At 57.3% G+C, this 12,222-nt stretch carries 13 protein-coding genes and 2 tRNA genes; 7 read left to right on the forward strand and 8 right to left on the reverse strand.

Annotation, left to right across the window (positions count from 1 at the left end):
• Window positions 1–35: 35 nt before the first annotated feature.
• Both EDC28_RS16140 and EDC28_RS16145 read left to right on the forward strand, forming a co-directional pair.
• Window positions 36–944, forward strand: a complete 909-nt coding sequence (locus tag EDC28_RS16140) for a TraB/GumN family protein (protein ID WP_050660593.1) — start codon at window positions 36–38, stop codon at window positions 942–944.
• Complete coding sequence (locus EDC28_RS16145) at window positions 941–1,744, forward strand: hypothetical protein (RefSeq protein ID WP_050660594.1); 804 nt, start codon at window positions 941–943, stop codon at window positions 1,742–1,744. Before EDC28_RS16140 ends, EDC28_RS16145 begins: the two co-directional genes overlap by 4 nt.
• Here EDC28_RS16145 and EDC28_RS16150 read toward each other — a convergent pair.
• The 3 genes from EDC28_RS16150 to EDC28_RS16160 all read right to left on the reverse strand — a co-directional run bounded on the left by EDC28_RS16150 (window position 1,741) and on the right by EDC28_RS16160 (window position 2,936).
• Window positions 1,741–2,694, reverse strand: coding sequence for an alpha/beta fold hydrolase (locus tag EDC28_RS16150; protein ID WP_050660595.1), 954 nt, complete (start codon window positions 2,692–2,694; stop codon window positions 1,741–1,743). The genes EDC28_RS16145 and EDC28_RS16150 overlap by 4 nt on opposite strands.
• 49 nt (window positions 2,695–2,743) lie before the next feature.
• Window positions 2,744–2,820: transfer RNA gene (locus tag EDC28_RS16155), tRNA-Pro, on the reverse strand.
• A 39-nt stretch (window positions 2,821–2,859) separates the two neighbouring features.
• A tRNA-Pro gene (locus tag EDC28_RS16160) sits at window positions 2,860–2,936 on the reverse strand.
• 528 nt (window positions 2,937–3,464) lie between these two features.
• On the opposite strand from EDC28_RS16160, the gene EDC28_RS16165 reads away from it, so the two are divergent.
• Complete coding sequence (locus tag EDC28_RS16165; RefSeq protein WP_123422301.1) at window positions 3,465–4,391, forward strand: glycosyltransferase family 9 protein; 927 nt, start codon at window positions 3,465–3,467, stop codon at window positions 4,389–4,391.
• Here the strand turns inward: EDC28_RS16165 and EDC28_RS16170 are convergent.
• Window positions 4,378–5,424 carry a DUF418 domain-containing protein gene (locus EDC28_RS16170; RefSeq protein ID WP_170164152.1) on the reverse strand — a complete coding sequence of 349 codons (1,047 nt, stop codon included), beginning with the start codon at window positions 5,422–5,424 and terminating at the stop codon, window positions 4,378–4,380. The two genes, EDC28_RS16165 and EDC28_RS16170, sit on opposite strands and share 14 nt — an antisense overlap.
• A gap of 25 nt (window positions 5,425–5,449) precedes the next feature.
• On the opposite strand from EDC28_RS16170, the gene smrA reads away from it, so the two are divergent.
• From smrA to EDC28_RS16190, 4 genes are all read left to right on the forward strand, one after another.
• A complete protein-coding gene (smrA, locus tag EDC28_RS16175) occupies window positions 5,450–6,025 on the forward strand; it encodes a DNA endonuclease SmrA (RefSeq protein WP_123422329.1) in 576 nt (191 codons plus the stop codon).
• Window positions 6,026–6,622: 597 nt separating this feature from the next.
• The gene (locus tag EDC28_RS16180) at window positions 6,623–8,050 is read left to right on the forward strand and encodes a cytochrome ubiquinol oxidase subunit I (protein WP_123422303.1); all 1,428 of its coding nucleotides are present in this window, start codon (window positions 6,623–6,625) and stop codon (window positions 8,048–8,050) included.
• Window positions 8,050–9,060 carry a cytochrome d ubiquinol oxidase subunit II gene (cydB, locus tag EDC28_RS16185; RefSeq protein WP_050660604.1) on the forward strand — a complete coding sequence of 337 codons (1,011 nt, stop codon included), beginning with the start codon at window positions 8,050–8,052 and terminating at the stop codon, window positions 9,058–9,060. Before EDC28_RS16180 ends, cydB begins: the two co-directional genes overlap by 1 nt.
• The gene (locus EDC28_RS16190) at window positions 9,047–9,229 is read left to right on the forward strand and encodes a DUF2474 domain-containing protein (protein WP_336391553.1); all 183 of its coding nucleotides are present in this window, start codon (window positions 9,047–9,049) and stop codon (window positions 9,227–9,229) included. The genes cydB and EDC28_RS16190 overlap by 14 nt, the downstream gene beginning before the upstream one ends.
• A 26-nt stretch (window positions 9,230–9,255) precedes the next feature.
• On the opposite strand, the gene EDC28_RS16195 is transcribed toward EDC28_RS16190, so the two are convergent.
• From EDC28_RS16195 to cydX, 4 genes are all read right to left on the reverse strand, one after another.
• Window positions 9,256–11,124, reverse strand: a complete 1,869-nt coding sequence (locus EDC28_RS16195) for a transglycosylase SLT domain-containing protein (protein WP_123422304.1) — start codon at window positions 11,122–11,124, stop codon at window positions 9,256–9,258.
• Between the two features lie 25 nt (window positions 11,125–11,149).
• Window positions 11,150–11,656, reverse strand: a complete 507-nt coding sequence (gene msrA, locus EDC28_RS16200; RefSeq protein WP_123422305.1) for a peptide-methionine (S)-S-oxide reductase MsrA — start codon at window positions 11,654–11,656, stop codon at window positions 11,150–11,152.
• Between the two features lie 141 nt (window positions 11,657–11,797).
• Window positions 11,798–12,043 carry a cyd operon YbgE family protein gene (locus EDC28_RS16205; RefSeq protein ID WP_050660607.1) on the reverse strand — a complete coding sequence of 82 codons (246 nt, stop codon included), beginning with the start codon at window positions 12,041–12,043 and terminating at the stop codon, window positions 11,798–11,800.
• Window positions 12,044–12,104: 61 nt separating this feature from the next.
• Complete coding sequence (gene cydX / locus EDC28_RS16210) at window positions 12,105–12,215, reverse strand: cytochrome bd-I oxidase subunit CydX (protein WP_050660608.1); 111 nt, start codon at window positions 12,213–12,215, stop codon at window positions 12,105–12,107.
• Window positions 12,216–12,222 lie beyond the last annotated feature (7 nt).

Genomic DNA, 12,222 nt, shown 5'->3' on the forward strand with positions numbered 1-12,222 from the left:
CGCGCCAAAGCGCCACCAGTAGCGCTGAACCGCAGATGAAAGTCGGTGACGCCGCACAGGTGTTGGGCTACTATCAGCCCATGCTGAGACGAACTATCTTCCTGATCCTACTTGTCATTTTCCCTGCTGCCAGCCAGGCGGCACCGGCACTTTGGCAAGTTGATACCCCCAGCGGCCGGTTCTGGCTACTGGGCTCTATTCATGTCGGCAAGGCCGATAACAGCCAGCAGCTTGAAAAAATGCTCGCTACCCTGCCCAAGGTCACCACCCTGGTGCAGGAGCTCTCTCCTGATGAGCTCAGCCCCAAAGCCATACAAAGCGCCTTGGTCCATTACGGCATCCTCACCGAGGGTAAGCTCAGTGACCATCTCTCGGCCGAGGCGTACCGTCAGGTTAGCGATATGGCAGACGATTACGGCCTGCCCATGGCCCAGCTTGACCGCACCCGGCCCTGGTTTGCCTTGATGACCCTGATGCAGGCCGCCCTTGCCCACAGCCATTACGATCCGTCTTTGGGTATCGATAACCAGGTGGCCGCCCTCGCCCGCCAGCGCCATTGGCCCATCAAGGGGCTGGAAACCGCCGAGCGCCAATTCAAGGCCCTGGCCGCCAGCGACGCTTATGCCAATGACATGGTCAGTGACAGCGCCAAAGAGATGGACAGCCTCGATACCACCTTAAGCCCCATGCTGAGCGCCTGGGAACACGGCAAGCTTAAAGAGCTCAACGAACTGTGCCCCCTGAGCCAGGGCGACAACGCCGCCAACCGTTTTATGCATGACAGCACCTTGAAGGCCCGCAATATCGAGTGGGTACCCAAGCTGCTGAGCATTGCCCAGCAGCGCAACAGCCTGGTGGTGGTGGGCCTTGGCCACATCATCTGCCAAGACAATCTGCTGGGGCTCCTTAAAGCCCAAGGCGCCAGCGTGCAAAGGCTGCAATGAGCGAAAGGCTGCGTTTACTGACCGAATACCGCACCCTCTGGGCCACGGCGCCAACCGCCTGGAAGGACGAGTACCCGGTGCTGTATCACCTGATGCAGCAAGAGGCCCGCCACCCCCTGATCCACCAGGGCCAGGTACGAACCGCCCCCTTTTTGGACGAGCTGCCCTGGCTGACCCGCCTAAACCGCCACCTGGCCGGGGAATTGCCGCGCCTTAATAACCTCACCGATGCGGTGCGCCCGCTGCTGCAACCGGTGCCCGGCGTGCTGGTGGAATGGGGGTATCTGCTACCAGAGGTGCTATTGGGCTTTGAGGCAATTTGCGTTGGCCCTACCGCCCCCCAAGGCGAGGGGCGCCAATGGTTTGAAGCGGACCTTAACAGCGGCGAGGCCTTTGAGCCCATCCGCGGCCAGCGCCAATTGCTGGCCCTTGGCCTTGGCCTGGAAGAGGCCCAGCAGTTGCTGCTAAAAGGTACAGAGCGGCGCCTGCCGGCCATGGTGCTGGCCATCAAGGACTACCACCTCATCAACACCTCAAGCTACCAGCCGCTGCAAACAGACGAAATGCCGGACATTCCCATTGGCAGTTTAAGAATGCTGTCGATGACTCAGGAAGAAGCGGCCAAGGACTGGCCGTCACGGCTGCTGCGCTGGTTGTTTCGCCCGGCGCTGCGCCAGGCGATATTTGAAGACTTGGCAAGTTTTGCCCGCCTAGAAGGTTACCAGGCCGACATCCAGCCGCTGCCGGCGGTCCAGGGCCGCCAGATGCATGCCCTGGTGATGGTAAGAAAAGAGGCTTAGTCGTTAAAAAAAGACCAGAGGGTTGCCAGGGTCAGTAGCCGGTAATCGTCGCTTTCCAGCAGCAGTTCGTGCCAGCCGCCGGCCACAATATCCAACCGGCCATCGGGCAAGGCGTCCACAAAGGCTCGCTGCCCAGCCAGGCTCACCACCTTATCGTCCCCCGCCGCAATCACCAGCACCGGCACCTTGATGTTCACCGCATTGGCGATGGCCTTTTCCATGGCCAAAAAGGCGGCGTTGAGCCACTGAGCCGAGGGGCCGCCAAGACGCGCACCGGGCAGCTCGTCGAGCCAATCGAGGTTACGTTCAAAGCGCAGGGTTGAATGGCTCAGCTCGTTGTTTTCAAAGGGACGGCGCTGATAAGGCCCGGCGGTGGGCACATAGCGGGGCTGGCCGCGCTTTTCATCTTGCAGGCTTTGCCAGCGGGCCATGCCTCTGGCCACCCACAGCGGAAAAGGCGCGGTGTTGATGGCAAACATCGGTGAGGTCATCACCACTTTTTCAAAAGGATGGGGGTAGCGCTCAAGGTAGAGAGCACTGATGCAGCCGCCCATGGAATGGGCCAGCAGCCAATGCCGCGCATAACCCAAAGGCACCACCACTTTTTGCACGAAATGGTCGAGATCGGCGCCGTAGTGGTCGAAATCTTCCACGAAGCCCAGCTCGCTATCGCCGGTGAGGCGCCCGGACAGCCCCTGGCCCCGGTGGTCGAGGGCCGCTACAGCAATGCCCTTTTGGCCCAGCTCGAAGATAAGTTCTTGGTATTTGATGACACTCTCGGTGCGCCCGGAGCTCAGCACCAGCAGGGTGCTGGCGCCCTCGGGCAGGAACAATCGGTAGTGGAGGCTGACACCGTCAAGCCCCTCCAGCTGGCCTTGCTGGCCGGCATCAAAGTAGCCCCGAATGGCATCGGGATACAGGCGTTCAAACTGCGCTTCGGTCAGCCACATGCGTCTGGTCCCTGAAAAAACAAAGGCAGCCCTCAGGCTGCCTTATTATTGGTCGGAAAGACAGGATTTGAACCTGCGACCCCTACGTCCCGAACGTAGTGCTCTACCAAGCTGAGCTACTTTCCGTTGCCTGCCCGAGGGGCACTGCAAATTCATTGAATGCTTTGGTCGGAAAGACAGGATTTGAACCTGCGACCCCTACGTCCCGAACGTAGTGCTCTACCAAGCTGAGCTACTTTCCGATACAACGGCGTGCATTATAGCGATCTGCCAAGGGCATTCAAGCAAAAGCCATGGGCCCGGCTATAGCCTGCTGCATTTTCACCCAAGTGGTTAACAGCCAAAAGAAAAGGCCCCGCACAAGGCGGGGCAAAGTCATGATGTCAGTATGGTTTGTGCCATTAACAACATTTGTTAACAACACCGCCGGTACTGGCAACCGGCGCTACCACCCATGGGTGAAGTAGTCGTTCCGCCAGGGCCTTGGCAGGCCTTGGTGGTGTCATCGTCATGATGACGGCATCCGGTCTACCCCTCGTCCGTCCTACCCTGCTCTGGCTGTACTGAAATCATGGCCTTGAGCGCCGGGCAGGCATGGGGAGCTTGATACTCCCACTGATGATTTTTCGATCTGCTTCAGCCCTGTTATGGTAGTACTGCAAGGGTTGGGCTAATGCTGCACGTCTGCTGCACGCTGCTGAATATAAACAAAACGAAAACCCTTCATCAAGCAAAATGAAACAATATAGAAACATTTGTGAGGGACCGCCATGGCCAGGCGCATACTTTGCTTGTTGGATCAGGAAGACGACGCCACCCTGCCCTGGGCGTTGCCGATGCTCAAAAGCCTCAGCCAGACTTGCCTGGTCCAGGTTTTGTGCAAAGCGCAGCACGCCGCGCTCTTTCATCAGCTCCCCTGGCTGGCCCCGCCGCTGGTGGCCTACCATCCCGGCAGTTGGCCAAGGTTGCTTTGGCAACTGCGCCGTCAGGTTTGGGACAGCATCTGGGATCTGAGCCTGCCGCCGATGACCCCCTGGCGCCAAACCCTGCCGTTTTTATTGCCAAGCGCCCACCGCCTGCTGCTGGCTGGCAGTTCCCCCTTTAAGGCCCAGCGCCTGCCCTTTAACCATCAGCAACATGTCAGCGAACGCTTTACCCAGGCCCTGGCCACCTTGCAGTTAAGCTCTCACCACCAGTGGCTGCCGCCGCTGGCGCCCAAGGAGCAGGATTTGCTGGCACGTATTGGTGAGCGGGAAATTGTGGCCATCAACCTGCTAGACGACGACGGCCAGGTCTTCATGCCGTTGGTCGAGCAGTTTCGGGCGCTATTGAATGGCCTGCCGCGCATGGCGTTGGTGCTGCTGCACCCAAGGCCCGAGGCTTTGAGTGACCTGCAATCGCCACGGCTTTTTTATCTCGATGGCGGCGCAGACCTTGGTGGTTGGCAAGTCCTGGCCAGGGCCAAGAGCCTCTTGGGAATAGACTCGGCCTGGGTACACAGAGCGGCGGTGCTGGGGGTTGGCCAACTGGCCATCTTCCCAGAAGACGGCCAGTATTTGTCGCGCTGGCACCCTAACGATCTACACGCCCTTATCTGGCGCCACCCCAAGGGTGCACCGCTGCCGGTCGCCGAGCTGTTAACTCAGCTTCGCAAGCTGCAAAAGACCTTAAAAGAGCCCAATCTCAGCCTGGTGTAGCGTCGCGGTGCGCCAGGCGGCGCCACAGCCATTCCATGGGCCCCTGGCTGAAATAACGCAGGTAAAGCGGGGTGAGCGCCAGCGCCAGCGCGATATAGCCAAGGGCGATGGCCAAAAGCGTCAGCCTCGAAAACTGCCCATAAAGGCCAAAACCATAGAAGAAGCCGGTCATCACTAGGCTTTGCAGCAGGTAATGGCTTAGAGCCAGGCGCCCAGCCCGTTGCAGCAACCGCCAGTGTTCACCGATACGCAGCATCAGCCCCAGATAACCCAGCGCCTGGAAGGGTGAGAACATCAGCAGCCAGCCAAAGCCGCTGTCCGGAAGCTGCCACAGCAGCAACCAAGACGGCACCAATCCCAGCAGCAGCCAGCCATACCAGTAGCGCTTGAGCACCATAAACCAGGCGGGCCGCTGGGCAATGGCCGCGCCTGCCAGCATCAGGCCGCTGACCATAGGGAGGATAAACACCGGCCAGGAGGCGATGGTGTAGCCAAAGCTCGACAGCCGATAGAAGCACTGGCTGAGGTAACTGCCCTGGTTGTAGATGGCAAGCGGCGTGGTGTCCGGCTCGCCGCCCTGGGTGGTGAGCAGCACCAGGGCCACAAATACCAGGGTGGCGAGAATGATCAGCACGCCTGCTATCAGTAATTGGAAGCGCGGCCTGCCCATCACAAAAGGCAAAACCACCATGGCGGTCAGGGCGTACATCAGCAAGATATCGCCGTCCCAAATCAAAAAGCCGTGCACGGCGCCAAACAGCGCCAGGTAACGCAGCCGCCGGTATTGATAGCTGTTACCGGCCTTTTGCAGCCACACCAGGCCCATGCCAAACAGCAAGGACAGCAGGCTGATAAACTTGCCGTCGGCCAGCAACATGTTGAACCACCACACCACCTGGCTCACCAAGCCTGGCTCGGCCAGCCGGTGGTAACGAAACTCATCCAGTTGGCCAAAGGACTGGATATTGATAAGCAGGATGCCGAAAATGGCCAGTCCTCTGGCACTGTCTATGGCGGCGAGTCGGGTTGTCATGAATTGCCAGCAGTTGGAGGTAAAGATGCACGATGATGACAAGAGTTTGTTTGAAAAGGAAATGCTGGGCGTCAAACCGATATCCCGGGGCGACCACATTGGCCTGGCCCCCAAGGATGCCAACAGCAACAGCAAGGCCCGGCGCGCCGCCGCCGAGGCGGAGTTGGCAGAAGATCTCAACTACCTGTCATCGGAAAGTGTCGAGCTGGTGGAGCCTCACGATGTGCTCTCCTACAAGAAAGCCGGGGTCCAAGACGGGGTATTCAAGCAATTGCGGCAGGGTAAATACGATATCCAGTCGGTGCTCGACCTGCACAAAAAGCGCTTTATCGCCGCCCGCAGTGAGGTCTTCGATTTTATCCGCACCAGCCATCGCATTGGCCTTCGCACCCTCTTGGTGCTCCACGGCCGCGGCGAGCACGCCCAGCCGGTGCCGGCGCTGCTGAAAAGTTACTGCGCCAAATGGCTAAAAGAAATGCCGGAAGTGCTGGCCTATCACAGCGCCCAGCGCCATCACGGCTCCACCGGCGCGCTCTATGTGCTGCTTCGAAAAAACGACGAACAAAAGCGCGAGAATTTTGAGCGCCACGCCAAACGCTAAAAAGCCGGCCAAAGGCCGGCTGCTTTATTACGCCAGGTACCTTAACGCACCCAGCCTTCAGTTTTCATTATCTTGGCGCCACGGTAGTCACTTAATAAATAAACTCAAAACTACACGTAACGAATAGAGGCGGAGTGTTAAATCAACATTTAACATCAACAAAGCATTATTCATCACAACAAATTAATCACCCCAGGCACTCATCCAATAGAAACTAAAAGTCTTTAGCCAAACAGAGTGAAGGTGAATAAAAATAAAGTGAAATTAAAATCCTCTCAATCTTAATTGTTAGCTTATTCTGCCGCCAACCTTGGCCTTAAACATCATAAAAAAGGCAGAGGATATGACGTTAAGCTAGCAACCCGCAAAGCCCCTAAATGACAAGACAGCCAGCCCCGAAGCATGCTTAGACCTGGCCAATAAAAATTAAAAAACACGTACTTTTCACTGCTGTTTTCCAGTTTGTAGACAATCATATTCTTCCTTACTCCCCAAGCTAAACCTGATGTCACGATAAATATACCCATGTATAGGTCAAAAAACGTTACTGCTTAGGCACCTTATATTTTGCTTCACCTTAACTGCGGGACACTCAGCATGTTTGACCTAACAGCCTTTTACCTGGCAAGGATACAGTTTGCGTTTACTGTATCTTTCCATATTATTTTCCCTTCCATCACCATAGGGTTAGGTCTTTACTTGGTGGTATTGGAAGGCCTTTGGCTTTACTCGAAAAAAGACGTCTGGCGCGAGCTTTACCATTTTTGGTTAAAAATTTTTGCCGTTAACTTCGGCATGGGTGTGGTGTCTGGGTTGGTCATGGCTTACCAGTTTGGCACCAACTGGAGCGGTTTTACCGCTTTTGCCGGCAGCATCAACGGGCCCATGCTCACCTACGAGGTGCTCAGCGCCTTCTTCCTGGAAGCGGGCTTCCTTGGGGTGATGTTGTTTGGCTGGAACCGGGTGGGTGCCGGGCTGCACTTTTTCTCCACCTGCATGGTGTCCCTTGGCACCTTGATCTCTACCTTCTGGATCTTGGCCTCCAACAGTTTTTTGCAAACCCCAGCCGGGTACAAGGTAGAGAACAACCAGTTGGTGCCCACCGACTGGCTGCAGGCCATTTTCAACCCGTCTTTCCCTTATCGCATGGCGCACATGACCATGGCGGCGATCATCGCGGCAGCCTTTATGATTGGCGCCTCCGGGGCTTGGCATTTACTTAAAGGCAACCGCTCGCCAGCCATTAAGAAGATGTTCTCCATGGCCATGGGCATGATCCTCATCGCCGCGCCGCAGCAAGCCTTTATCGGTGACGCCCACGGCCTGAACACCCTTGAATACCAGCCGGCCAAAATTGCCGCCATTGAAGGTCACTGGCAGAACAAACCCGGCGAGCCTTCTCCGCTGCTGCTGTTTGGTGTGCCAGACATGAAGGCCGAGAAGACCCGCTATGCACTGGAGATCCCCTACCTTGGCAGCCTTATCCTTACCCACAGCCTGGACAAGCAAATCCCCGGCTTGAAGAGCTTCCCTCCAGAAGACAGGCCGGACTCCACCATTATTTTCTGGTCGTTTCGGATCATGGTGGCGCTGGGTCTGCTGATGGTGGCAACCGGTATCTGGGGCCTGGTACTGCGCCTTAAAGGCAAACTGTACGAGCAAACCCTGTTCCACCGCTTTGTGCTGGCCATGGGGCCATCGGGTCTGCTGTGCATCATTGCCGGCTGGTTTACCACCGAGATAGGCCGCCAGCCTTGGGTGGTGTATGGTCTGCTGCGCACCAAAGACGCGGTGGCGCTGCACAGTACCTTGCATATGTCGGTCACGCTTATCGCCTTTGTGGTGATCTACAGCTTCGTATTCGGCATTGGCGTCAACTACCTTATCCGCCTGATCGGCAAAGGCCCGCAAGCCTTGGCCGACCCTGTCGATCCCCACCCTTCACGCACCCCGGCCCGGCCGTTGTCCGCCATTGATGACAACCCCGTTAGCCCCGACCCCAAAAACTTGAGGAGTAGCAACTGATGGGTATCGACCTGCCTTTGATTTGGTACATCATCATCGTCTTTAGCATCATGATGTATGTGGTGCTGGACGGCTTCGACTTAGGGATAGGCCTGCTATTTCCCTTTATGGGCCGCTCCGAAGACCGCGATGTGATGATGAACACCGTTGCCCCGGTTTGGGACGGCAACGAAACCTGGCTGGTGCTGGGGGGCGCTGGGCTGCTTGGCGCCTTTCCCCTGGCCTACTCGGTGATCCTTGACGCCATGTCCCTGCCACTGACAGTGATGCTGTTCGGGCTTATCTTTCGCGGTGTGGCCTTTGAATTCCGATTCAAAGCCGACCATGGCCACCGGCCGTTTTGGGATAAGTCCTTTATTGCCGGTTCGCTGATCGCCACCTTTGCTCAAGGCGTGGTGCTGGGCAGCTTCTTGAACGGTTTTCACGTGGAAGGGCGCACCTGGGTTGGCGGCGCCATGGACTGGTTTAACCCCTTTAGCCTCTTTTGCGGCTTAGGGTTGGTGGTGGCTTATGCATTGCTGGGCTGTAGCTGGCTTATCGTTAAAACCTCGGGCCGGCTGCAACAAAACATGCGCGAACTGTGCCGGCCGCTGCTGATCTTGCTGCTGGTGGTGATTGCCATCGTCAGTATCTGGACGCCGCTGGCGCACCATGCCATTGCCGAGCGCTGGTTCAGCCTGCCCAACTTCTTCTTCTTCCTGCCGGTGCCGATATTGGTGCTGGTGCTGGCCTGGGGACTTTGGCGTACTGCCTGGCGCGACAGCGCCCACCACCTGCCTTTTATCCTGACCTTGGCTTTGGTATTTATGGGCTTTAGCGGCCTTGGCATCAGCGTTTGGCCCAACATCATTCCCCCTGACATCAGTTTCACTCAGGCTGCATCGCCGCCGCAAAGCCAGGGCTTTTTGCTGGTGGGCACCTTGTTCATTATTCCCATCATCTTGATGTACAACTGCTGGAGCTACTACGTGTTCAGGGGCAAGGTCAGCCCGGAAGATGGGTACCACTGATATGCAGCGCTTGGATATCCAACCTTTAAGTGAGCAAAAGCCCGAGCGCGCTGCCCTGCGCTATCGCCTGGGGTGGTTGGTGGCTATCTGGCTTGGCAGTGTGCTGGCCCTTGGCATTGTCGCCATGGGATTCCACCTACTGATGCACGCCGCTGGCCTTCACAGCTAAAAAAACCGGCCCTTAGGGCCGGTTTCTTAATAGTCACTTTGCCGTTCCTTGTCGGTCAGCATACTGGGGCTGTCCTGCCCCAGCTGATGCTGGTAGATAACGTTAAAGGCCAGCACGTTTTGCACGTAGTTGCGGGTTTCTTTAAAAGGAATGGCTTCGACAAAGGCATCGAAGGGCAACTTGTTACCCACCCAACGCTCAACCCGGTGCGGCCCGGCATTGTAGGCCGCCGCCGCCAGGATGCGGTTATCGTCAAACCTGTCCAGCATCTCTCGAAGATACTGCGTGCCAAGGCGGATGTTGACCTTAGGATCGTAAAGGTCCCCATGGCTCTTATCGCCGAGGTTACGGGCGGTATGGCGGGCCGTGGCCGGCATCAGCTGCATCAAACCGCGCGCTCCTACCGGTGACTGGGCTTTAGGGTCCAGGGCACTTTCCTGGCGGCTAAGCGCCATCACCAGGCTTTCAGGCAGTTTGCGCAGCTTGCCGTAATGCCTGAAGCTCTCCTCAAAGGCCAGCGGAAAGCGCAGCGACACCAAGTCCCAACCATCGCCGCGAATGGCCGCCAAAATAGCGAGGTTCTCATAGCCCTGGCGATGGGCCCAACCGGCCAAGGCTTGGCGCTGGCCGTTGGTAAGGGGGGTCATCAGGTGATACCACTCGATACGAGCCAGCACCCGTTCGTCCATAGCCATCAGCAGCGGGATGCGTTTGAGCGCGCCTTTTTGCTCGAGGCTGTCGGTCATGGGCGGTACCGGCGCCTCGTTGAGATCAAAAGGTTTACCCAACTGCTCGGCAGCCAGAAAGCCGTAGTAGGAGCGGCTTTTGGCCGCCTCTTCCAACAATGCCTTTTTCTTGGCGTCATCGGATTCTGTGCGCGCCAGCCAATATTGCCAGCGGTCGTTGGCCACCTCACTTTCGCTAAGCAGCGCTATCCAGTCGCGAATGCCGTTGATGTCCCCTTGACTGAGGGCATAGCGAATGCGCCGCTCGGTCATTTCATCGTCGCGGTAATAGCGCACCGCCTCATCTCGCCAAGCAATGGCCTTGGCATCGTCGGTGTCGTACAGCCGATAAGTTAAGAACCGCGCCAGTTCATGGCGCTGGGGAGCGGTAAATTCCATGTGTTCGCGAGCCATCATCCAAGTGCGCCAGCCGCGCACCGGGTCGCGCCGCGCTAACCGCTCCACCGCCAGCACCACCAGCCGGCGGCTACGCTCTTGCGCCCCCAATTGCGGGTTGCTGCTGGCCACCTGCTGTGGGTCGCCAAACAGCGACACTATGGTTTTGCCATAGTCCTGATAACGGCCGTGCAATTGCCGGGAGAGGTAACCAAGCAAGCTGCCCTGGCCGCTGGCAAAGGCGAGCTCCATGCGCGACAAAATAAGCTCCTGGCTGAGGTGGCCGGCTTTTCGCCAGGCATCAAACAGGGCGTCGCAGTCCTTGGGCTGGGATTTACCGGTGAGATACAAGGCTTCTGCCCCTTTCCAAGCCTCGGCTTTGTCGCCGGTTTCGAGCTTGGCCCGGTAGTAGTTGCATTGCCGTTCTGTGTCACTGGGCACCTGGCTGCTCACCGCCAGCAGGCCTTGCCAGTTTTTGTCGGCCGCGGCCTGATCGATATAGCGCATCACCAGAAAGCGCCCCAGGGGCAAGTCGGGGTAGCGGTCCAGGTAATCACGTACCTCTTTGGCTTTGAGGGTGCGGATATGATCTTTTAAGTAGTAATAATCGAGGTAACCGGCCAGGGGATGCTCATCCAAGCCCTGGCGCAGTTTGAGATAGGCTTTGTCGTCGCTTCGTTGCTGGGCTTTTCTCGCTTCCAGATAGTTGTCGTCAGCCCAGCTCAATGATGACGACGCCACAAGACACAACAGCGCTACGATACCCAGGCGCATAGTCCTTCCTTACGTGTAAACGGTACTACTCGGCTAACTGCAATTTGTTCAATTTGGGTTGGATAACCCATTGGCAATAGGGTTGCGAGGGGTGCCGGTTAAAGTAATCGTGATGTTCCGACTCAGCGGCATAAAACGCCTGCAACGCCTTAAGCTCGGTTACCAAGGTTCCAGCATAGTATTTTTGCGCCCGCGCCATAGCCGCTTCAGCCGCGGCTTTTTGCCCTTGGTCGCCAAAGAGGATGATGGAGCGGTACTGAGGGCCGATATCATTGCCCTGGCGGTTGGCCGTGGTGGGGTCGTGAGCCAGGAAGAACACATCTAACAGTTCATCAAGGCCGATACGGTGCGGCTCGAAGTGAATGTCCACCACTTCGGCATGGCCGGTGTCGCCCCGGCAGATATCGGTATAGGTAGGATAAGAAGTGTGGCCCCCGGCATAACCGGATCGCACCGCCTCAACGCCGGGCAGTCGCTGAAAAACCGCCTCCAGACACCAGAAACAGCCTCCGCCCAAAATGATGTGGCTCATCTTCCCTCCTTTGTCGTGAACGCTGCCCCTCCTGGGCAACGGTCATCTTGCGGCCAAGCCTCTGGCTCCATGGTGGAACGTTCAACACCATTTCGCCAGGGGCAGCGTCAAAAAATTTACGCTCTGGCCACAAGCTTAGATCTAGAAGGATAAATACAAAGCCAACAGCCACACCACCCAGGGCAATGGCGGAAAAAACAGGTAACGCTCCCACTGGGCGCGGATCTTCCAGCCAACGGCATGCACCACACAAAGTGCCATACCCACCATCATCAGCGACATGGCGCCATGGGGCGGCGGGTTGCCGGTGACCACCCGGCCCCAGATGAACACCACGCCAGCCAGGGCCAGCAAGGCGGAGATCCAACGAAATTTACCGGTGCCCATTAACACTCCTTAGTGCACATAAAAAGACAGGCCCGAAGGCCCGTCTCTACCCAGGACAATATCAGTCCTGCTTTTCTTCTTTATCGAACTCGACAAACTCGAGCCACATGGCATTGATGATACCGAAGGCACAGGCCAGCAGCACCCCCAGGACCCACGCGAAATACCACATATATCCT

The sequence above is a fragment of the Gallaecimonas pentaromativorans genome (genome assembly GCF_003751625.1).
Classification (GTDB): domain Bacteria; phylum Pseudomonadota; class Gammaproteobacteria; order Enterobacterales; family Gallaecimonadaceae; genus Gallaecimonas; species Gallaecimonas pentaromativorans.